The following is a 21,078-nucleotide window of genomic DNA, read 5'->3' on the forward strand; positions in this document are numbered from 1 at the left end:
GTAATGGACTACTAGCTTTTCTTAAGGTCAGAATAGCCAAAATCCACACTAAATTGCTTGCAATAGATAACAACCTTACTATAGACGCTAAGGTCTGTATCCTGTGGAAGCTCATAGTTCTGATTTCCAATGTTGCCTTTCAGTTTACCCAGGTTAATGCCTTCACCTGTTTTACTTCCAGGCTTCGCCAAGAATACGTACAAATCCGGTCCATTGGTCGCATCCAGATCTTCTAGACGAAGAATCGTCGTATCCCCATTAACGAACGTAACGACTTTCCCCTTCGCATGGTGCCCTGGCTCCCCATCGACAAAGGCTCCTTCAAACATGGCAGCAGTCTGATTAGCTGTCTCCATATCCGCAACTGCCATGGTCGGAGTTTTGTTCTCCAAATCGCCGGTTTCTTTGTCCTTATCAGCTGTCTTTTCGATGCCTTGCTCGATTTGGGATGCGATGGGCAAGGCTTCATTAACTTCCTTATCAATAAACAAAGGCTTCAGAAGCCACCATCCTACAACCAGCAGAGCGACACCGAAACCAACTGCCGTAATTTTCAAAGTCTTCTGCAGCTTTCTCATGCCAAACACCTCCATCACCTACATGAATTTAAGCTCTACTATCACCATAACGTAACTATCTTAAGAAAGTCTTACGAAATCCATACAAAATCAAGTTTGTATTCGAGCTATCGGCTTATGCTGTCATTTTTGATGATCGTGTTTATCAATGTTCCTTGCAGAAATATAAGTTGGATTCGGTAAAATTTATCATTATAAAATTATTAGCCAGTCCGAATGTTTGATCAAAGGGAATCTTGTATTTTGTACAACAATGGGATGGCTATTTCGCATTTTCCCGGCCATTGTTGTAGAAATTGCAACATTTTCTCCCAAAAGTAGCTCTATAGAAGGAAATTAGGTTATATTGTTGCACAAAATACAACTTCGACAGCTCAAGAAGAAGAAATCAACGAAATTGTTGTACGCTGTACAACTTTGACCCATTAGCCAAGAAAAAATGAATACAAAAAACAAACCCCGAGACCGCCCTCGAGGTTTGTTCCTATCCTTACCCTGTTACTCTACAATTCCAGTACTATTTCAGTACTTCTTCTCTACTTCTTCTGTATTTCTTCTGTATTTCTTCTGTACTTCTTTTGTACTTCTTTTGTACTTCTTTTGTACTTCTTCGGTACTACTTCAGTACTTCTTCTGCACTTCTTTATTACTTCCCCTGTATTCCTGCACTTCTCCTGCACTTCTCCCGTACTTCTCCTACACTCTCCCACCCTACTTCTACGCCTGCTTCTCCCATTTCGCTTTCAATGTGCTTTCTATTTCAGCCAATACCTGCTCGGATGTCTTACCTTCCGTGGAGATGCCTAATTTAGCGGCTTTTTTATTCACTGCTTCTGCCTTTTTGCCCTCTTTACTCACCTTTAAAGCAGCGCGTATTTCTTTGGCTGTCTTGCCTTCCGTTGTGACACCCGCTTCTGTTGCTTTCTCTTGCAGTTTTGATAAAGCTGCCGCTTGCAGCTCGGTTCTAATCTCTTTATTTGTTTTTCCATCAGTAATAACACCAAGATTAGCCGCTTTTTCCTGCAGTTTCGGTAAAACGGCTGCCTTAAGCGCTGTTCTCAGCTCTTTATTCGTTTTCCCATCCGCACTAACACCTAGCTTAACTGCCTTCTCTTTCAGCTTCACCTGAACAGCAGCTTGAATATCAGCTTTAAGCTGTTCCGCTGTTTTGCCGTCTGTGCTTATGCCCAGCTTCGCTGCCGCTTTGTTCAGTTGCTCCGTGTGTTTGGCTGCACTTAAAGCTTTAAGCTCAGCTTTGATCTGCTCACTCGTTTTGCCATCTGTTGATATACCGAAAATTTGCGCTTTATCCTGAAGCAGCTGCTTAACTGGTTTAGTGGACTTGCTTGTTGGTGCTGCAGCAGCCTCCTGTATGTTCTCGGCAAAAACCGCCACCGGAACAGACAATACAATCGCGCCTACCAACGCAAGGCCTGTTAATTTTTTCAACATAAGTATCGCTCCTCGATTCGTTTATGGTTATGTTTACCTTACAAACCTATCTTACCGAATAGTTATGTCATAAGTTTGTCATGCGGCGAAGCTTAGGCGACTGCAAAAATATTTTAAATACCGTACCCCTTTGAAGTTGAGATTCCACTCGAATCGAACCACCATGAGCTTCAATGATATGTTTACTGATTGTCAAACCGAGGCCTGCGCCGGAACGGTTGCGACTTTCGTCCGCTTTATAGAAACGATCAAATAGATGCGGCAGTTTCTCAGGTGCGATTCCTGGACCGTTATCCCACACTTCGATCCAGCGTTCATTTTTGACCACTTTCACCCTTATACCTGCACTAGATCCTTCGGGAATATGGTTAATGGCATTATCCAGCAAATTGATAAAAACTTGCCTCAATCGGTCTGCATCCGCATAAACCAAGTAAGGCCCCTCCGCCTCCGAACTCAACTCGATCTGCTTTGCTTTGGCTTTCATCTTGAGTTGGGTAACCACCAGCCCTATTAAGTCAGGTACATCGACATCCTGGAGGTTTAATTTGACCTGCTTCTCCTCAAAAGATGACAGCTCCATCAAATCATCAACCAAATGGCTTAGTCGAAGGGTCTCCTGAAGAGATACTTGGATGAATTCCTTCGCATCCTCAGGCTCAACAACGCCATCCGTTATCCCTTGCAGGGAAGCTCGAATTGTGGTCAACGGCGTCCGCAGTTCATGCGAAATTTCGGATAGAAATCGCTTACGCCCCTCTTCTACCTTCTGCAATTTACCGGCCATACGATTCAGAGATCCTGACAGCGAGGCGATTTCGTCCTTACCTCTGACTGGCACCCTTCCGCTGAAATCTCCCAGGGCCAAAGCCTCTGCGGTTTTACTCATGAGCTGAATCGGCTTCATGAAATGTCTGGAAACGAAGTACAGGATAGCAATCGCTAGTAACGCAACCGTTAAGGCAGATATGAATATCGCTCGATTAATGCCATTGATAGTCCCTTGAATATTGATAATTGGCGTGTATAAGAAAATCCCGCCAATGATGCGGTTCTCCTGCATGACAGGTCGCCCGACAATGAGCATTTTCACCGTACTATTTTGAGCAAAATTGCTACGCACCGTCACTTGATTACCCGACAGCACTTTATCCACCCATTCCTTACGTGCTGGGGCCTCGCCTACCGACTGAATCTTATCCAGATTTGCTCTTGGATGCTTGATAACGGCAACGCGAACGTTCGACGTTTTCTCAATGGCGCTAATCTGCTTACGGAAATCCTTCAGCTGTGTTGAGTTATCGAACAAGTCCTTGGCCAGTTCATCCACTTGCTCCACCTTTTCTAGCAGGAGCTTCTCGCTGCGTTCATAGGTTTTCTGTTTCATCGTATAGCCAATGGTTCCTGAAATGGCAAGAATGGACACAACCGTTATAGAAATATAGATAAATAACAGCTTACGGTAAAAGGAGTTCAGCATGCACCAGGACCCTCAAACTTATACCCGACACCCCATACGGTACGGATGCTCCAGTCCTCTTTCCTATTCGTCAAAACAGAAAGCTTTTGTCTCAAACGTTTAATATATAAATCCACGACGCGGTCTTCGCCCTCGAAATCCCAACCCCATATCTTGGCGATCAGGTCCTCCCGGGTAAATACTTGATTCGGGTTTCGTACGAAAAACAGCAGCAGCTCATACTCTTTCTTGGGCAAGGCAACGAACTGCCCTTCTACAGTCACGTCATGGGACAGACTATCCACTCGCAAGCTGCCCACTTCATATAGATGAGCAGGCGCAGCAGCTTCTGTGCGGAGCAGCGTCCTGCGGAGAATCGTGGTCACACGAGCAACCAGTTCATTCGGGTCAAAGGGCTTCACTAAATAATCATCGGCGCCCATCTGCAAACCTTCAATTCGCTCATCCACGTGACCTCTTGCCGTCAGCATGAGAATGGGAACATCACTCTTCGCACGAATTTTCTGGCAGACCTCCCAGCCATCGCGTTTTGGCATCATAATATCAAGTACAATGAAGTCTGGGTTCAGCTCATCGAACTGGGGTTAGCGCCTGTTCACCGTCATTTGCGGTTATTACCATATAGCCATTTTTCTCCAAATACAACTTCGTAATCCGGCAAATATTTAGATCATCATCTACCACCAATACGGTTGTCACGCGGCACTCTCCTTAAGAAGCTGCTTTCTATATGATTTCGTTTATGAGACCTGTTTTCGTCTCTTCAATCAAATAGTACAGGAATATTTACCAAAAAGCATTAAACGAGAATCTCCTAGCACAAAAAGAACCCGATCCTTCCCTAGCCAATTGCAGCAAGGAATAATCGGGTCTACCGTTTTTTTCAACTCAATCGAAATAACTTACAAGCTTTCAGCCAACGATTTAAATGCCTGCATCTGCTTCCTAAAAATCCTTTTCGTGAACCATCCGAACAGCGACCCCATCAGCCGCGCGATCCAGTGATGAAAGGTAAGCTCACAATCATACTGCATCCGCGTTCCCCCGCTGATCTCCGTAAAACGGTAACGTACGTCAACACTAAACATCTTATTGAAAAGCTTCACCCCAAGCAGTTTCGGTTTTTCATAAGCTGTCACTTCACCATCATACTCCTGCACCCGGCCGCCTTCTTTGATTTTCTGCTTAAACTTGGTTCCTACAGGCTGGTTTGGATCATATTTCCCTATATATTCCGTACCAACTAGCCCCTCCATCCAAAGCTTTTGCTTCTCTTCCTCATCCACACATACAAACACTTTTTCAATTGGAGCTTTGATGTCCTGTGTAAACGTTAATTGCATAGAAATGCCCCATCTCTCATCCTATCTATTATGGAAAAAGTTTGTCCACCTTCTGGAATCTGTATGCAAAAAAGGGAGTCACCCCTGTGACCCCCTAATTAATATTGCTTACACTTCAAACGAGCTTTTCAACGAGACAATCAGGTTAAACACCAGTTTGTCGCTTGTGGTATGTTTCGGATCTACGTTGAAATAGCCGTGGCGGAAAAATTGGAACTTATCATGCGGCTGCGCTTGCTTCATATTATCTTCCACGAAACCTTGCACAATTTGCAGCGAGTTCGGATTCAAGTTCTCCAAGAACGAAGCATCCTCGTTCTCTTGGTTATCGAGAATCAACGGCTCATACAGGCGGAACTCCGCAGGTACAGCACTCTTTGCATCCACCCAGTGAATCGTTCCTTTGACTTTACGACCGGTAAAGCCGCTGCCGCTTTTCGTTTCCACGTCATAGGTGCAGTGCAGTTCAACCACTTTGCCGTTCTCATCTTTGATGAAATCATTGCACTTGATGAAGTAGGCGTTCTTCAACCGCACTTCGTTGCCGGGAAATAACCGGAAATATTTGTTTGGCGGATTTTCCATGAAATCGTCTTGCTCGATGTAGATCTCGCGGGAGAACGGAATTTGGCGATTGCCCATATCCGGATTCTCTGCGTTGTTCTCCATATCCAGCATTTCGACTTGATCCTCAGGGTAGTTCGTGATCACGACTTTGAGCGGATTCAGAACACCCATCGTACGCATCGCCTTCAACTTCAAATCCTCACGGATAAAATGATCCAGCATCTTCGCATCGACAACGCTATAGCTGCGAGCTACGCCGATTTCGCGAGAGAAATTGCGAATGGATTCAGCCGTAAAGCCTCTGCGGCGCAGACCGGAGATGGTAGGCATCCGCGGATCGTCCCAACCGTCAACGGCTTTCTCGTCGACAAGCTGTTTCAGCTTTCTTTTACTCATCACCGTATTCGTTAGGTTGAGGCGTGCAAATTCATACTGTCTAGGCACATTCGGCATCTCACACTCGCGAATAACCCAATCGTAGAACGGGCGTTGGTCTTCGAACTCGAGCGTACAGATGGAATGCGTAACACCTTCGATGGCATCTTCCAGTGGATGTGCGAAAGCGTACATCGGATAAATGCACCAAGCATCTCCCGTATTATGGTGATGGGCATGCACGACACGGTAAATGATTGGATCGCGCAGGTTGATGTTCGGCGAAGACATATCGATCTTAGCACGAAGAACACGCTCTCCATCTTTAAATTCTCCGGCACGCATACGTTCAAACAAGTCGAGATTCTCTTCGATACTGCGTTCGCGGTAAGGACTGTTCGTACCCGGCTGTGTAAGCGTCCCGCGGGTTTCGCGGATTTCGTCTGCTGTTTGGTTATCCACATACGCCAAACCTTTGCGTATCAGTACCAGTGCGCGGTTGTACATTTCCTCGAAATAATCCGATGCAAAGAACAAGCCATCCCACTGAAAACCAAGCCATGCCACATCGGCTTTAATAGATTCTACATATTCTGTATCTTCCTTAACCGGATTCGTATCATCGAAGCGAAGGTTCGTTAACCCTTTGAATTCATCCGCAAGCTCAAAATTAAGACAGATCGACTTCGCATGTCCTATATGAAGGTAACCGTTCGGCTCCGGGGGAAATCGGGTAATGACCTGACTGACTTTGCCTGATTTCAGATCTTCGTTTACAATGTTCTTAATGAAATTGGATGGAGTGCTTATCGTTGTACTCTTCGTTTCCATATTCGCCCAGCCTTTCTCCCACGGGTTAAAGTTTTATTTTCTATCATACACTAAATCTTACTAAAATATAAAGGAGCCAGCGACATGGAGACATTCGAACATTATTTAGATAAATATGCAGAGCTTGCGATTCGTGTAGGATTAAACGTACAAAAAGACCAAACTGTCGTCATCATGACTCCGATCGCCTGTGCTGACTTCGTGCGCAAGCTAACGAAAAAGGCTTACGACGCTGGCGCCAAAGATGTCGTCATCGACTGGGACGACGATGAAGTGAAGGCGCTGCGCCTCAAGCACGCTCCGGAATCCACGCTTCGCGAGTACCCCATGTGGCGAGCAAGCGGCCTAGAGGAGATGGCGAAGGACGGTGCAGCCTTCCTCCAAATCTACGCGCCTAACTCCGATTTGCTTAAAGATGTAGACCCTGAGCGGGTCGCCATCTCTAGCAAAACTACGGCTACTGCGCGTGAAGGGTTCCTGAAATATTTGCGCAGCAATCAGGTGAACTGGCTGATGGTCTCCTTCCCAACAGCGGAATGGTCGGCTAAGGTATTCCCGGATTTGAGCGAAACCGAGCGCATCAACAAGCTGTGGGAGCAAATTTTCAAACTAACTCGCGTGGATAAAGAAGATCCTGTTGCCGCTTGGAAACAGCATATCGAAACGCTGACAGACAAGCAGAACCTGCTGAACAACAAAAAGTACAAGCAGCTGCATTTCAAAGCTCCTGGTACAGATTTATACATAGAGCTAGCCCCTAAGCATCAATGGGTCGCTGCAGGGAGCGAGTCAGAACGAGGTATTTTCTTCGTGCCGAACATCCCAACCGAAGAGGTATTTACGATGCCTGCACGAAATGGCACGAACGGAACCGTTCGCAGCACCTTGCCTCTCAGCTATCAAGGTTCCCTAATCAATGGCTTCAGCCTGAAATTCGAGAATGGCCGAGTTGTTGAAGCGACCGCTGAGGTGGGTCAAGAAGTGCTGAATAAGATGCTGGACATGGATGAGGGCGCTCGTTACTTGGGTGAAGTGGCACTTGTGCCTTATGACTCCCCCATTTCACAGTCAGGACTCATTTACTTCAACACCTTATTCGACGAAAATGCTTCCTGTCACGTAGCCCTCGGTAATTCATATCCGTTCACGATTGAAGGCGGAACGACGATGAGCCCTGAGGAGTTAACCCAGAATGGTTACAATAAAAGCTTAATCCACGTTGACTTCATGATCGGCGCAGCTGACATGGAGATCGATGGCATTCTGGCAGATGGAAGCCGCGAACCTTTGTTCCGCAAAGGAAACTGGGCATAAGAACGGCACCGCAGGACTTAATAAAAAGACCGCCACAACATGGAACAATATTCTCCGTGAGATGGCGGTCTTTTTTTAACGTAACTTGCCAGGCAGCGTTTTGACAATCGAGGAGTCCTTTAAAATCCATTTTCCCTTTTTCCATTTCCAAACGGAGAGGGCGTATCCAAGTGTATCTGCATTCGCAATACCTGTGATTCGCTGAATACCCCTCAGCTCACAGTACCCATCCCGATCTACATCCATCGGCTTCAGAGCGCCATAATCATTGACATTCACAATAATGGGCTTAACTACCATGCCATTTTTGTACACACCGAATTTATCATAATCGTCCTTGCGGTCTTTGAGATCAATTTTGAATGACTTCCCTGTCTCTTCTAGTTTCAGCTGTACCACATAGTTTTTCTTAAAGGTAGCCTTTACACGAAGGGGACTAGGCAGCGGGATCGCAGTCGGAACATTATTTTTCAGAGAGTAAATATAGTAGTAGGATAGCCCCCCACTGCCCCCTGTTTCGGCGGATACATATATTTGAGGCAGCTTGTCCTGAATAAAGTCACAAAAATCCATCTGGGGGTTATATCCACCTTCAAGCGGGATGACCACTTGGGTCTGAACCGGTCCTACAACGGTAATAAATAGCTTATCATAGTACGGGCTGCTATTATCCGACTTCATCCCTATCAGGGATACCGTATCTGGTTTGCCTTCACCAGTGACATCAATTTCACGCGTTTGTATAAGTTCGCCTTGCTGTGCAGTTTGTGGCGGCGGTGTTGGCGGTAACTCTTCAGCGGACACGGGTCCACCTCTCCATACGGATGTGCTGCTCAATAGCAAACTAATTACTGCTGTGTGTAGGACGATTTTAACGTATTTTCTAAACATGTAATCCGACTCCTAATATAGGGATCTTTGAGCGTAGCTCAAAGTCTCTCCGCTTTGAGATTTGAATTCGGCTTATTATTTCAAAATTTTCCATCGGGTATGCGGAACTCCACAAAGGGAATTCTTTCTCTGAAATCGAATGTTAAAGTTAACATATATGAATCGATGAGGTGCTTTTCTTGAAAATTGATCGTCTGCTTGCCATTACCATGCTGCTTCTCAATCGAAGAAGAATTAGCGCTAAAGAGCTTTCGGAGCGTTTTGAAGTGTCTTTACGTACGGTTTACCGAGACGTTGAGGCCATTAACCAAGCTGGCGTTCCTGTCGTTTCTTATGCAGGGATGAGCGGTGGCTACGAAATTATGGACCAATATCGGCTGGATCGCCAATTTCTGTCCCTTGATGAACTCCAATCTATTATTGTAGGCCTTAAAGGAATCCGCTCTACCGTCGGCGACCAAGAGATCAGCAACCTTCTTGATAAAGTCGGTGCTCTCGTGGCGAAATCGGAACAAAACACCGTCGCTAACCTAAACAATCAACTTATTATAGATATGAATCCTTGGCGTGGCAGCAATCAGGACAAAGAGAAGCTGAGTACCCTGCGCACTTCAATTAAGGAATCCAAGCTGATTTCCTTTCAATATATTACTTCCCAAAGTGAGCAGTCTGTGCGAACTGTAGAACCTATGGGCATTGTGGTCAAAGGCTTTGGCTGGTATCTGTACGGCTACTGCCTGCTGCGTCAAGATTTTCGCGTCTTCCGATTATCTCGTATGAAAGAGATTGAAGTGCTTCAGAGAACCTTTGAACGTAAAGAAGGAACCTTAGAACAGCTAGATCATACCTGGGGCAAAAGAGACCCCTCCTCGCTCATTAAACTCGTGCTGCATGCGCAGCCGAACGTTCGCGCTCAAGTAGAGGATTATTTCCGTCCTGAGCAAATTATCGTTCAAGCTGACGGCTCTTTGATGATTACCGCCACTCAACCGGATGAACCATGGCTGCATGGCATGCTTCTTAGCTATGGTCCCAGCCTGCGTATTCTCGAGCCGGTCCATATTGCAGCCATCATCAAAGATAAAGCTGAAAAAATTGTTCAACTCTATGCAAATGAACACTGACAGGACGTTGTCAGTGGTGGTTGTCTATAATGAGGTTATGAAGTAGGCGAAACCAATTTATGAATGCTTACTATGCCGGTTTTTCTGGCGAAAAACGCAAGCTTATGCTTACGACGTCAGTTTTTCTGGCGAAAAACTCTAAGGAGGCTCACCCATGTTTAGAACAATCGAAGATTTTGTAAATGAATGGAACAATGAAGCAAAAGCTACCCAGCGCGTAATGGACACTTTGACAGATGCTTCACTTAAACAGCAAATTGCGCCCGACTTCCGCTCTCTAGGACAATTGGGTTGGCATATCGCCACTACCATTCACGAAATGATCTCACGTACTGGTCTTACATTCGATGCTCCCGAAGGCGAAGAACACGCGCCAGCATCCGCCAAGACAATTGCCGACACCTACCGCTCCTCCTCAGCCGGGCTAGCCGAAGCTATCCAGGCCCAGTGGACGGATGCTAAACTCGCTGAAAGCACCGATATGTATGGCGAACTGTGGCCCAATGGCCTAACGCTGCGTATGCTTATTTCGCATGAAATTCACCATCGTGGTGAAATGATCGTCTTGATGCGTCAAGCCGGACTTCGAGTCCCGGACATTTACGGTCCGACTCGCGAGGACTGGTTGGAGCGCGGCATGCAGCCGTTGGTGTGATTTTTAGTAGATCAATAGTTATGAAGTCGTTGAGAACGAGCTAGTCAGTGGAATAGCATGAAAGAACATGAAAGAGCTTGGAAGAACTCGAAAGAACTTGAAAGAACTTGAAAGAGAATGAAAGAGCTTGGAAGAACTCGAAACAGCTCGAAAAAGATGAAAGAGCACATCCGTGTGCTCTTTTTGGCTTTTTAGGGATTGTATATATTTTGAACGTCATTCGATGGGAATTTCCTTAAACGCCAATTTTACTCAATAAACAGTGAATTCCATTGTATACTTTACAACAGAAGCTCCTGCAGCTTCCTCTCTCTCGGATACCACTGTATTTGTTACAACAGAATTTAATGATAACCCCTCAAACAATACAAGGCATACGCTATGAGCTATTCCAAAAAAAGGAGGCGAACCGATGCAAAATCAAAGGGTTATCGTAACGGGCGCTAACTCAGGAATGGGCCTGGCTACCACCGTGGCGCTAGCCAGCCAAGGCGCCAATGTCATCATGCTATGCCGCAACCGCCAAAGAGGCGAGCAGGCACTGATCGAGGCGCGGAAGCAGAGCGGCTCGGAGCGCATCGAGCTTATGCTGTGCGACCTCGGCTCCCTTGCGAGCATCCGTTCCTTCGCCGCGGAATTCCATGCCAAGCACAGTGTGCTGGATGTGCTTGTGAACAACGCGGGGGTCATCACCGTGAAGCGGCAGACTACAGCAGACGGCTTCGAGGCGATGATGGGTATCAACCATCTCGGCCACTTCCTGCTGACCAACCTGCTGCTGGACGCTATCGTCAGCTCCCCGCAGGGGCGGGTCGTGAACGTCTCCTCCGGCGCCCATAAAATCGGGCGCATTGATTTAACCAACCCTCACCTCACCCGAGGGTATCGTGTCTGGAGCGGATACGCCCAGTCGAAGCTGGTGAATATCCTGTTTACCCGCGAGCTGGCGAAGCGGCTCGCAGGCACTTCCGTCACGGCCAACTCCCTGCACCCCGGGGCCGTCAGCACGAACTTCGGTGTCGATCGCGGCACCGGGTTTGGCAAGGCCGTGCATGCGATGCTGCGGCCATTCTTCTTGACGCCGGCGCAAGGCGCCGAGACGGCGGTGTATTTGGCCACGAGCCCGGATGTACGAACGGTCAGCGGCGAGTACTACTACAGGCGGAAGATCGCGCCTGTCTCAGCCAGAGCCCAAGACGAGGAGCTAGCTCGTCAGTTTTGGACTTGGAGCGAACGCCAAGTAGGATTAACACCAACAAAAGAGTAGGCATTGGAATCCCCTCAAGAATCCCTTCAGTCTTACCATCCAGCATGGATAAAAATTGGAAAACAAGGAAACATTATACGAGCATTTACCCTCATTTTCGGAGTGTGACGTGAATTGGACTTCTTTCATAGCCAAGAATCTCTAACCACGATCCAGTGGATATTGCGCGCTGTGGTAGGCTATCTCTTCTTATTAATTGCGGCCAAAGCTTTGGGGCAGCGCTCCATCTCCCAATTGCGTTTTCTGGATTTCATAATTGCTCTCATTCTAGGAAATATTATTGCCCACCCGCTCTCGGACGAGAAATTAGCATTAACTGGCTCCATGATCACCACGATTGTACTCATAGTCCTATATCTGACAACCTCCTGGCTTAGTCTAAAGTGGAAATTCCTTAAGCATTATTTAGACCCGCCACCTCTTAGGTTAATTAAAAATGGACAGATTCAAATGAAAAATCTGCGCAAAGCCAAAATTTCCGTTGATCACCTATTCTCTGAACTACGCAAGCAGCAGATTGAGGATATAACCAAAGTCGCACTTTCGCTGTGGGAGCCAGGAGGAATCATTTCCGTGTTCCTCGAGCCTCAGTATCAACCTGTCACCGCAAAAGATATGAACATACCAACATCGTCGTTCTCTCTCGTGAAGCCGATTATTGTTGAAGGTTCCAGCGATGATAAATTGCTTGCTCAGCTGGGAAAAGACCACGCATGGCTGGAAGCTCAGATTCAGGCAATACATCTCGATATGAAGGATGTTGACCTAGCTACCATAGATGATCAAGATCAAATACGTGTATATACCAATTTAGATACCAATGAGAAAACCTCTATCGAGGCCAATCAAAGATGAGCGACCGCGTTTAGATGTAGGTTTTATCGCCAATAAGAAAGCGGTTTTCGGGTACCGAAAATTATACTTTCTTATGTGGTAAAAAAGACGAGCAAACGCTGTCCTGACAGCCTCTGTTCGTCTTTTTGGCTTTTAGATGAGAAAGCGTTGGATCTATCCATTATTTATCCCTTAATTTGGAATTTAAAACTATACGACATTCGCAATTTATGTTATTATTTAATTACGTAATTACGTAAATAAATAATTTAGATGAGGTGATCCTTTTGACCACAATACGGGATTATGGTACCGAGCTAGATGCGTTGCAGGCACAGATGAATGATCTTCAGCAGCTTGTCAGGCAATTGATTCCTAACCAAGATGAGAATAACAAAGTGTTTACTGAGAACAAAAGTTCAGCAGCTGAGCTTGGGAGTGTATTTTACTCCGGACAATATCGGGGAGATCAGGCTAGCTTCCGGTGGGAGCCCCAAGAAAAGCATGTCCGTCAGTTAATCCAACTGGACGGCGATAAAGCAGCCAAAATTTTGGGCGCTCTTGCTCATAAGCAGCGACTTGATATTTTAAGATCCGTCTTGCAAGAACCTCTTACCGGACCGGATCTGGTAGAACGACTGAACATGGGGACAACGGGACAACTCTACCATCACATCAAGGCATTAGTAGGTGCGGACCTTCTCGTTCAAGAAGAGAGAGGCGGCAAGTATACCATTCCAGGCCCCCGTGCGCTTCCACTTTTATTACTGCTGGCGGCGGCTTCTGACCTCATGGATACTAGTGACTATTTAGCGATGACTGAGGCAAGGACGAATGCGCATGCTTATTTGGGCGGAGCACAAGAAGTATATGATCCTCACTTACTGCTATGGGCTGTTGTTGAGAACTGCATTCTGGAGCATCTGCATGGCACCTGCAGCGAGGTTAGCCTCTTTTTACATGCGGATAGCAGCATCACAGTTGCAGACAATGGACGTGGTATCCCCGTTCAAGCGCTTCCTGGTAGTGAACACCCACGTGTTCAGACTGTTCTTACAGACATGAGCCGACTAAGCACAAGTGCTACATTTTTTGCACCCGGCAGTGAAAAGGGCATCAGCATGCCCGTCGTCAACGCGCTATCACTCAAGCTTTCCGTTGAGATCAGACGCGACAGCCGAGTGTTCCAACAGCACTATAAGCATGGGATTCCGCAAAGCGAGCTCCAAACCGTAGGCTTGACCAAGGAAACCGGAACGAGTGTTACCTTCCTGCCAGATCGCGATATTTTTAGTAAATCATTTGAGCTAAGCATGCTTGAGAAACAAGCCGAAGATCTTGCCGTTTTGTATCCAAAGCTAAATATTCATGTGTATAGTGATCTTGCTTAAATAACCTCCACCCCGACACCCAGCTCTCGCCAACGATCAAAAAAGTCTGGGCATGTCTTCGAAACACAGCCCGGATCCGCAATCCTGACGCCATCTACCCTTGCGCCGATCAGCGAAAGCGCCATCGCCATCCGATGGTCGTCGTGGGGGTCGAGCAGCGCGGGTTGCGGCTCCCCTGGGTACACCGTTAACCCATCTGCATGTTCCTCCACCTGAATGCCAAGTTTGCCAAGTTCCTCACACATCGCCGCAATGCGGTCGCACTCGTGATGTCTGATATGCGCAGCATCCGTCAGTGTAATAGGACCATCCGCGAATGGGGCCAGTGCAGCTAGTGTAAGCGTCTGATCCGACCAACGCTGCATACTTACCGTGAAACCGCCTTTAAGACGGTTTGTACCCCGAACTTCAATGTAATGTTCACCATGTGTCACCGAACAGCCCATTTTCTCCAATACAGACAATAGCTCTATATCCGGTTGTCGTGTCTGCGCGGAAATTCCCTCAATACGTACACGTCCATTCGTCAGGGCAGCGAGAGCCCAGAAGTAACCGCAAGTTGATACATCGGGCTCCAGCATGAATGTACGTGCTTCATAAACACTCGGCTGAATCGTAATCGCTTGCCCATCCTCATGAACCTCTGGCCTCACACCGAACGCCCACATCATATCCAATGTCATCTCGACGTAGTCCCGCTGCACAATTTGATCAGCGATCTGAATGGTTAGAGTTTCTTTGGCATAAGGAGCTGCGAGCAGCAAGCCACTAATAAACTGACTGGAAACCGCTCCGGAAACCGTTACTTCTCCTCCGTTAAGGCCGTCCGCATGAAGTGTCAGCGGTACACATCCAGGATTGCCCTTATATCGGATATCCGCTCCCAAACTGGATAACGCATCCAATAAAGGCGCAAGAGGCCTTTCGGTCATACGCTTACTGCCATCAAGTGTCCACTCCCCACGACCAACTGCAAGCGCCCCAGGTAAAAAGCGTGCAACCGTACCCGCAGCTCCCACATACAAATCCGCTTTCGAGACAGACCAATGTCCTTCATTTCCCTTGATCGTAACTGTATCCCCATCCATCTCAATTTCAGTTCCCAGCTCTCTGAGCGCGTTCATACACCAATAGGAATCATCGCTTTGTAAAATACCCTGCAGTTTAGTAGTCCCCTTCGCTAGAGCCGCAATAAGAAGTGCGCGGTTCGTGAAACTTTTGCTGCCCGGTATCTTGATAGTCGCATCTACCGCTCCATGAAGCGGAGACAACCGTACCTCCTGTCCTTCCAGATGCTGCGACCATGGAGATCTAGCCCTCCGATCTGGCTCGTGTTTCGTTGAATTTTGCATCTCATCCACCCTCTCCAATTGTGCGTATCCTTTAAGCCAATTATAATGGGAGGCAGAGGCATAGATGAAATCACCAAATAAGCACCTTCCCATAAAGGAGCTCTATATCATGATCCATTTAGAATGGTACCGAATTTTCCTACATGCCGCCAAAGCAGGCAATTTAACCAAAGCAGCTGGGGAGCTTTACATTACCCAACCATCCGTCAGCTATGCGATTAAACAAATGGAACAGGCTTTATCCATGAAGCTTTTTCATCGGCAATCCAAGGGTGTGGAGCTAACAACTGAGGGGAAGCAATTACTGCTTTATGTGGAGCAATCTTTTGCGCTTTTGGAGGCTGGAGAGAAAAAAATGTCCGCACTCAAGCACCTCACAGGAGGCGAACTTCGTGTCGGAGCGAGTGATTCGTTATTCAAGCACTTCTTGTTCCCTTATTTGGATACCTTTCATAAACAATATCCCGATGTCCGCATCCGCCTTTCTCACGGCAAAACATCCGAGATTACAGCTCGAGTCAAAGAGGGCAGCATCGATTTCGGACTTATTCATTTGCCAATTGCCGATGATCCTCATCTCGATGTCCAAGCGATCATGACCCTCCAAGACTGCTTTGTGGGCGGTGAAGCCTATCGTGATCAAGATGACCACTCACTTTCCGCGCAGGATATCAGCCAATTCCCCTTACTGCTCCTATCTCCCGGAAGCAGCACTAGGCGCTTCATTGAGCAATGGTTTGCATCCCAAGATGTCACGATCGAAGCCGACATCGAGCTCGGCAGCATTGATCTGCTTATCGAATTCGCCAAGCTAGGCTTTGGTGTTGCTTTCGTCCCTCGGTCTTACGTCGTAAAAGAATTGGCTGAAGGTAATCTGCATGAGCTAAAAACTACAAAAGCCATCCCTGCCCGCAGCATCGGAATCACGACCCGTCGAGATATGACGTCGTCTGTTGCGGCAGCTAAATTTCTTGAGATGCTTTCGTCTTAATTACATAAAAAAATTACATAAAACGCTTCTCGATTTTTTTGCTAATCACGAGTGAGATCACAATAAATAAAGCCACATAGATCAACTCATATGGATTCTCAATGAATCGCTTAGGATCGTGTCCGATGAAGCTAACCGACAGCACCATGACCGCTTTTCCCGCCGCAACCGCAACCAAAAAAGAACGAAACTTCATGCCTACCAGCCCAGCTGCCATATTTATCACAACGAAAGGTCCTACCGGAAAAAGACTGAGTATAAACACATAGTTGAAGGCCTGACGGCGCGCCCAGAGGAGACTTTTTTGGACTTTGGGCTTTTGTGCCCAACGCTCTAGATAAGGATGGCCGGCTACTTTTTTGACGATAGCAAAAGTCACCAAGCACCCGCACACAATACCTATCCAAGAGTAAAGAAAACCAAGCCATAGCCCATATACAGCTGCATTTACACTAATAATGACAAGTGTAGGAAGCGGCGGAACGAATGATTTCATGAAAGGTAAAAGAAGGCCGGGCAAGGGGCCGAGTGATCGATACTTGTCCAGGATCATCGCCAAATTTTCTTCCGTGAGGTAGGACAAGAGTTCTGTTATACCCATATGTATGTACACCTACTCGCTTAACAATTAGTTGAAGACAAGGATAAACGTTCGAATTAAAGAAGGATAAAGGCTTACGCTGTCCATAAGGATGAGTTCGCTTGTCAAAGCTGATGCGAAGCAGCGAAGTTGCTAACTTATAAATTCGATTCAACTGAAAAAAAGAACCTCTTAGGCATAATAGCACATGGAGGTTCTGGTTGCTTATTTTTAAGTTAAAAATACGAAATTGACACATGAAGGATTTCGCCTGCGGATGCTCTACATTAGCCACAAAATTGTGCAAAACCACTAACTTGTCTGCTCTCAGCAGATGAGAAGTCTTTTTCAGACGTCTCGCGCCACTTTCGCTCCATTCGAGCCTCCGAGACAGCCTTTTCTGCCTTCTCAGGCTGCAAAACCACTAACTTGTCTGCTCTCAGCAACTGAAAGGTTCTTCTCAGACGTCTGCCGGGAAGTGGCCAAATTGTTGTATTTTTTGCAACGATGCACCTAATTCCTCAGAGCCAGTATTGCTCCAAATTGTTGTACAAAATGCAGCATTACTTGCCCATTAGTGGGCTTTGACCGACTCGTGGAGCTAACAATGAGTTACTGGCGGAAAAAAGTAGCAGTGGAGCAAATGGTGGAAATGCTAAACAACTGAAACAGCTAGAACAGCTGGCGCCGCTGGAGCTTACGCCTCCAGCGGGTTCACCGCTTCATGGAGCAGCTGCTCCAGCTCAGCGGTGTAAGCCTCCAACTGCGCTTCGTCCCAGCCGAAACGCTCCGTCATGAAGGCGATCGCAGGCGCCTTCCACTGCTTTGCCCACGCAATGTCGAAGAAGAGGGCGCCCGTGCGGCGGATGAAGAAATCCGCCGGCTTCACGACCATCTCGCGTTCGATCGCGTACACGAGCGCAGCGAGTACAGCGGCGGGCATGCCCCGCTGCGCCGCCTCAGCCCGGTGCTGCTCCAGCAGCTCGAATACGGCATCCACGTTGGAGCCGTACCTGTGCGCGAGCAGCGCAGCCTCTGCCTCGGTCAGCCCCAGCCGCAGGCCTTGGCTGACCTTGCCCCGCAAGAACGGCGCCAGCTTCGCGGAGCCGCCCACATCGCCGCCGGAGATCGGCAGCGTCCGGGTACGGCTCGCCGGCAGCGCCGCCGAGACCTTGCCCTCCGCCAGCAGCATGGCGGCGATCTTGTCCACGACCGACTCCGCCATTTTGCGGTAGCCGGTCAGCTTGCCCCCGGCCATCGAGATAAGGCCGGAGTCCGACACGAAGATTTCATCGCGTCGCGAAATCTCAGAAGGATCCTTGCCCTCTTGATGAATCAGAGGGCGCAGCCCGGTCCAGCTCGATTCGACGTCCGCTTCCGTCAACCCAAGGGACGGAAACATCTCGTTCGCGGCACGCAGCACATAGGCGCGATCCGCTTCGGTAATACGGGGATTCGCGATATCCCCTTTGTAATTCGTGTCCGTCGTCCCGATGTAGGTTTTGCCGTCCCGCGGAATGGCAAACACCATCCGCCCGTCCGGCGTATCAAAGTAAATCGCCTGCCGCAGCGGGAACTTGCTCTGATCGAATACCAGATGCACCCCTTTGGTCAGGTGCAGCGTCTTACCATGCTTAGAGCGGTCCATCTCGCGCAGCGTATCGACCCACGGCCCGGCCGCATTAACAACCTTACTTGCGTAAAGCGAGTAAGATACCCCACTGCCGCCAATCTGATCTACCACACGCACACCAACCAGCTTGCCATTCTCCACCAGCAGCTCTTCAACCTTAGCGTAATTCACCGCCAGAGCCCCCAGCTCAACAGCCTTTTTCATGACTTCAATCGTTAAACGCGCATCATCTGTGCGGTATTCCACATAGTATCCGCCGCCTTTGAGATCCTTCTTCTTCAAAAGAGGCTCATGAGCTAGGGTTTCCTCTGGGCGAAACATCTTGCGGCGCTCCGATCTTTTGACACCCGCCAAGAAATCATAAACCCGCAGACCCAGCGAGGTTGACAGCTTCCCGAACGTGCCCCCTTTATAGAAAGGCAGCAGCATCCACTCCGGCGTCGTCACATGCGGCCCATTTTCATACACAATCGCACGCTCTTTACCAACCTCAGCAACAACCTTCACATCTAGCTGTTTGAGATAGCGCAGCCCGCCGTGAACCAGCTTTGTCGAACGGCTCGACGTCCCCGCGGCGAAATCCTGCATATCAATCAACGCGGTGCGAAGCCCTCTGCTTTGTGCATCCAGCGCAATACCCGCTCCCGTAATCCCACCTCCAATTACGATCAAATCAAGTGTTTGCTTCGACATGGCCTGCAGCATTTCTGTTCTTTTCAGCGCATTAAACCCCTGTTGTTGCCCTATATCATTGGTTTGCTTAAGTTCCTTCGTCATCTCAATCTCTCCCTCGCGGATATAAAATAAAAAAACCACAACATACCTAACACGTTTACACGTATAGGCCGCTGTGGCTTCTCCTAGTCTCCAACCGAATATTAACTTGTTATTAGTATATCATTGCACACGCTTATTTAAAAGCCATTGCGGCATTTACTGCTTTTTTCCAACCGTCATACAAACTCTCTTGAAGCTCAGCTTCCATTTCCCGTTCAAAAGCCTTATCCACCTGCCACTGCGCCGCAATCTCCGCTTGATCCTTCCAAAAGCCTACAGCCAGACCCGCCAGAAAAGCCGCGCCAAGCGCAGTCGTCTCACTAATCATCGGACGTTCCACCGTGACACCCAGCATGTCACTTTGGAACTGCATAAGGAAGTCGTTCTTCACAGCACCACCATCCACCCGCAGTTTCCTAAGCTGAATGCCGGAATCATCCTCCATCGCCTGCAGCACATCCTTGGTCTGATAGGCAAGTGATTCGAGCGTTGCCCGAATGAAATGCTCCTTCGACGTCCCCCTAGTAAGCCCGAAAACCGCGCCCCGAACGTCGCTGTCCCAATATGGCGTACCTAGTCCGACAAACGCTGGCACCACATACACACCATCTGTTGATGCAACACGCTTCGCGTACTCTTCACTATCCTTCGCCGATTTAATCATCCGCAGTCCGTCCCGCAGCCACTGAATCGCCGATCCTGCCACGAAAATACTGCCTTCCAGCGCGTACTCCACTTTCCCATTCAATCCCCAAGCAATGGTGGTCAAAAGTCCGCTGCGCGATGGAATCGCATGATTGCCGGTATTCATCAACATAAAACATCCTGTGCCATACGTATTTTTGGCCATCCCTTTTTCAAAACAAGCTTGCCCGAACAGAGCCGCCTGCTGATCCCCTGCTGCACCCGCAATTGGAATCGCCGAACCGAAAAAGAAGCTTCCCTGCGTATGACCATACACCTCAGAAGAGGAGCGAACTTCCGGCAGCATGGAAGCTGGGATGTCCAAATGCCCCAGCAGCTCTTCATCCCACTTCAGCTCGTGAATGTTATAGATGAGTGTGCGCGAAGCGTTCGAATAGTCCGTCACATGCGCTTTCCCGCCTGTCAGTTTCCAGATCAGCCACGTATCCATCGTGCCAAAAAGCAAATCCCCACGTTCCGCCTTCTCTCTGGCACCGTCAACGTGATCGAGAATCCATTTAATTTTGGTCCCCGAAAAATACGCATCAATCAGCAGCCCGGTGCGCTTCCGAAACAGGTCACTAAGTCCCTGCGCTTTCAGCGCTTCACAAATATCTGCTGTCTGCCTCGACTGCCATACAATCGCATGATACACAGGCATCCCTGTGTGCCGATCCCAGACAACCGCTGTTTCCCGTTGGTTAGTGATGCCAATTCCCGCGATCTCTGCAGGCTGCACCCCAGACTCCGATAAAACCGCCGCAATGACGCCCTGAATCGACATCCAAATTTCGTTCGCATCATGCTCTACCCAGCCCGGCTTCGGAAAATACTGCTTAAACTCCTTCTGGGCTGTATGCACAATACTCCCTTTTTCATTAAATAAAATAGCTCTAGAGCTTGTTGTTCCCTGATCGAGGGAAAGGATATAAGAAGGTTTTGTCCCCGTAGTTGCCATT

The 21,078-nt window shown here is 48.1% G+C and carries 19 protein-coding genes; 7 read left to right on the top strand and 12 right to left on the bottom strand.

The annotated features are described in order from the left end of the window. Positions 1-11 precede the first annotated feature (11 nt). The 7 genes from QFZ78_RS21965 to QFZ78_RS21995 all read right to left on the bottom strand — a co-directional run bounded on the left by QFZ78_RS21965 (position 12) and on the right by QFZ78_RS21995 (position 6,626). Positions 12-578, bottom strand: coding sequence for a DM13 domain-containing protein (locus QFZ78_RS21965; protein WP_307550683.1), 567 nt, complete (start codon positions 576-578; stop codon positions 12-14). Positions 579-1,295: 717 nt separating this feature from the next. Next, complete coding sequence (locus QFZ78_RS21970; RefSeq protein ID WP_307550685.1) at positions 1,296-2,030, bottom strand: hypothetical protein; 735 nt, start codon at positions 2,028-2,030, stop codon at positions 1,296-1,298. A gap of 67 nt (positions 2,031-2,097) precedes the next feature. Continuing rightward, positions 2,098-3,510: a sensor histidine kinase gene (locus QFZ78_RS21975; RefSeq protein ID WP_307550686.1), complete on the bottom strand. Its 1,413-nt coding sequence runs from the start codon at positions 3,508-3,510 to the stop codon at positions 2,098-2,100. Further along, complete coding sequence (locus QFZ78_RS21980) at positions 3,504-4,049, bottom strand: response regulator transcription factor (RefSeq protein WP_307550688.1); 546 nt, start codon at positions 4,047-4,049, stop codon at positions 3,504-3,506. The genes QFZ78_RS21975 and QFZ78_RS21980 overlap by 7 nt, the downstream gene beginning before the upstream one ends. Positions 4,050-4,080: 31 nt before the next feature. Next, complete coding sequence (locus QFZ78_RS21985; RefSeq protein WP_307550690.1) at positions 4,081-4,209, bottom strand: hypothetical protein; 129 nt, start codon at positions 4,207-4,209, stop codon at positions 4,081-4,083. Positions 4,210-4,412: 203 nt separating this feature from the next. Beyond that, positions 4,413-4,853, bottom strand: coding sequence for an SRPBCC family protein (locus QFZ78_RS21990; protein ID WP_307550692.1), 441 nt, complete (start codon positions 4,851-4,853; stop codon positions 4,413-4,415). A gap of 108 nt (positions 4,854-4,961) precedes the next feature. Further along, complete coding sequence (locus QFZ78_RS21995; RefSeq protein WP_307550695.1) at positions 4,962-6,626, bottom strand: glutamine--tRNA ligase/YqeY domain fusion protein; 1,665 nt, start codon at positions 6,624-6,626, stop codon at positions 4,962-4,964. An 84-nt stretch (positions 6,627-6,710) separates the two neighbouring features. Here QFZ78_RS21995 and QFZ78_RS22000 point away from each other — a divergent pair, with 84 nt between their 5' ends. Continuing rightward, positions 6,711-7,940 (top strand): aminopeptidase, encoded by a 1,230-nt coding sequence (locus QFZ78_RS22000; protein WP_307550697.1) that lies wholly within the window; start codon positions 6,711-6,713, stop codon positions 7,938-7,940. A gap of 75 nt (positions 7,941-8,015) precedes the next feature. Here the strand turns inward: QFZ78_RS22000 and QFZ78_RS22005 are convergent, their stop codons facing one another. Continuing rightward, positions 8,016-8,831, bottom strand: coding sequence for a hypothetical protein (locus tag QFZ78_RS22005; protein ID WP_307550699.1), 816 nt, complete (start codon positions 8,829-8,831; stop codon positions 8,016-8,018). Positions 8,832-9,010: 179 nt separating this feature from the next. Between QFZ78_RS22005 and QFZ78_RS22010 the strand changes: the two genes are divergently transcribed. The 5 genes from QFZ78_RS22010 (at position 9,011) to QFZ78_RS22030 (ending at position 14,102) form a co-directional block, all read left to right on the top strand. Continuing rightward, entirely contained in the window at positions 9,011-9,955 is a 945-nt protein-coding gene (locus QFZ78_RS22010) for a helix-turn-helix transcriptional regulator (protein WP_307550701.1), read from the top strand. A 154-nt stretch (positions 9,956-10,109) separates the two neighbouring features. Continuing rightward, complete coding sequence (locus QFZ78_RS22015; RefSeq protein ID WP_307550703.1) at positions 10,110-10,610, top strand: DinB family protein; 501 nt, start codon at positions 10,110-10,112, stop codon at positions 10,608-10,610. A gap of 412 nt (positions 10,611-11,022) precedes the next feature. Beyond that, on the top strand, positions 11,023-11,877 hold the full coding sequence (locus QFZ78_RS22020; RefSeq protein ID WP_307550704.1) for an SDR family oxidoreductase: 855 nt from the start codon (positions 11,023-11,025) through the stop codon (positions 11,875-11,877). A gap of 114 nt (positions 11,878-11,991) precedes the next feature. Further along, positions 11,992-12,732: a DUF421 domain-containing protein gene (locus QFZ78_RS22025; RefSeq protein WP_307550706.1), complete on the top strand. Its 741-nt coding sequence runs from the start codon at positions 11,992-11,994 to the stop codon at positions 12,730-12,732. 317 nt (positions 12,733-13,049) lie between these two features. Further along, complete coding sequence (locus QFZ78_RS22030; RefSeq protein ID WP_373460451.1) at positions 13,050-14,102, top strand: ATP-binding protein; 1,053 nt, start codon at positions 13,050-13,052, stop codon at positions 14,100-14,102. On the opposite strand, the gene aroA is transcribed toward QFZ78_RS22030, so the two are convergent. Further along, positions 14,099-15,454 (bottom strand): 3-phosphoshikimate 1-carboxyvinyltransferase, encoded by a 1,356-nt coding sequence (gene aroA, locus QFZ78_RS22035; RefSeq protein ID WP_307550710.1) that lies wholly within the window; start codon positions 15,452-15,454, stop codon positions 14,099-14,101. The two genes, QFZ78_RS22030 and aroA, sit on opposite strands and share 4 nt — an antisense overlap. A 109-nt stretch (positions 15,455-15,563) precedes the next feature. Here aroA and QFZ78_RS22040 point away from each other — a divergent pair, with 109 nt between their 5' ends. Beyond that, positions 15,564-16,445 (top strand): LysR family transcriptional regulator, encoded by an 882-nt coding sequence (locus QFZ78_RS22040; protein ID WP_307550712.1) that lies wholly within the window; start codon positions 15,564-15,566, stop codon positions 16,443-16,445. Between the two features lie 13 nt (positions 16,446-16,458). Here the strand turns inward: QFZ78_RS22040 and QFZ78_RS22045 are convergent, their stop codons facing one another. The 3 genes from QFZ78_RS22045 to glpK all read right to left on the bottom strand — a co-directional run bounded on the left by QFZ78_RS22045 (position 16,459) and on the right by glpK (position 21,077). Next, positions 16,459-17,046: a TVP38/TMEM64 family protein gene (locus tag QFZ78_RS22045; protein ID WP_307550714.1), complete on the bottom strand. Its 588-nt coding sequence runs from the start codon at positions 17,044-17,046 to the stop codon at positions 16,459-16,461. A gap of 676 nt (positions 17,047-17,722) precedes the next feature. After that, positions 17,723-19,435, bottom strand: coding sequence for a glycerol-3-phosphate dehydrogenase/oxidase (locus QFZ78_RS22050; protein WP_373461055.1), 1,713 nt, complete (start codon positions 19,433-19,435; stop codon positions 17,723-17,725). A gap of 133 nt (positions 19,436-19,568) precedes the next feature. Further along, positions 19,569-21,077: a glycerol kinase GlpK gene (gene glpK, locus QFZ78_RS22055; protein ID WP_307550716.1), complete on the bottom strand. Its 1,509-nt coding sequence runs from the start codon at positions 21,075-21,077 to the stop codon at positions 19,569-19,571. Between the last annotated feature and the right edge of the window lies 1 nt (position 21,078).

Source organism: Paenibacillus sp. V4I5 (genome assembly GCF_030817255.1).
In the GTDB taxonomy this organism is placed as follows: Bacteria; Bacillota; Bacilli; order Paenibacillales; family NBRC-103111; genus Paenibacillus_E.

Excerpts from the sequence above, each read along its gene's own strand:
- QFZ78_RS21965 (WP_307550683.1), bottom strand. The coding sequence starts at position 578 with ATGAGAAAGCTGCAGAAGACTTTGAAAATTACGGCAGTTGGTTTCGGT.
- QFZ78_RS21970 (WP_307550685.1), bottom strand. The coding sequence starts at position 2,030 with ATGTTGAAAAAATTAACAGGCCTTGCGTTGGTAGGCGCGATTGTATTG.
- QFZ78_RS21975 (WP_307550686.1), bottom strand. The coding sequence starts at position 3,510 with ATGCTGAACTCCTTTTACCGTAAGCTGTTATTTATCTATATTTCTATA.
- QFZ78_RS21980 (WP_307550688.1), bottom strand. The coding sequence starts at position 4,049 with ATGATGCCAAAACGCGATGGCTGGGAGGTCTGCCAGAAAATTCGTGCG.
- QFZ78_RS21990 (WP_307550692.1), bottom strand. The coding sequence starts at position 4,853 with ATGCAATTAACGTTTACACAGGACATCAAAGCTCCAATTGAAAAAGTG.
- QFZ78_RS21995 (WP_307550695.1), bottom strand. The coding sequence starts at position 6,626 with ATGGAAACGAAGAGTACAACGATAAGCACTCCATCCAATTTCATTAAG.
- QFZ78_RS22000 (WP_307550697.1), top strand. The coding sequence starts at position 6,711 with ATGGAGACATTCGAACATTATTTAGATAAATATGCAGAGCTTGCGATT.
- QFZ78_RS22005 (WP_307550699.1), bottom strand. The coding sequence starts at position 8,831 with ATGTTTAGAAAATACGTTAAAATCGTCCTACACACAGCAGTAATTAGT.
- QFZ78_RS22015 (WP_307550703.1), top strand. The coding sequence starts at position 10,110 with ATGTTTAGAACAATCGAAGATTTTGTAAATGAATGGAACAATGAAGCA.
- QFZ78_RS22020 (WP_307550704.1), top strand. The coding sequence starts at position 11,023 with ATGCAAAATCAAAGGGTTATCGTAACGGGCGCTAACTCAGGAATGGGC.
- QFZ78_RS22030 (WP_373460451.1), top strand. The coding sequence starts at position 13,050 with ATGAATGATCTTCAGCAGCTTGTCAGGCAATTGATTCCTAACCAAGAT.
- aroA (WP_307550710.1), bottom strand. The coding sequence starts at position 15,454 with ATGCAAAATTCAACGAAACACGAGCCAGATCGGAGGGCTAGATCTCCA.
- QFZ78_RS22040 (WP_307550712.1), top strand. The coding sequence starts at position 15,564 with ATGATCCATTTAGAATGGTACCGAATTTTCCTACATGCCGCCAAAGCA.
- QFZ78_RS22045 (WP_307550714.1), bottom strand. The coding sequence starts at position 17,046 with ATGGGTATAACAGAACTCTTGTCCTACCTCACGGAAGAAAATTTGGCG.
- QFZ78_RS22050 (WP_373461055.1), bottom strand. The coding sequence starts at position 19,435 with ATGACGAAGGAACTTAAGCAAACCAATGATATAGGGCAACAACAGGGG.
- glpK (WP_307550716.1), bottom strand. The coding sequence starts at position 21,077 with ATGGCAACTACGGGGACAAAACCTTCTTATATCCTTTCCCTCGATCAG.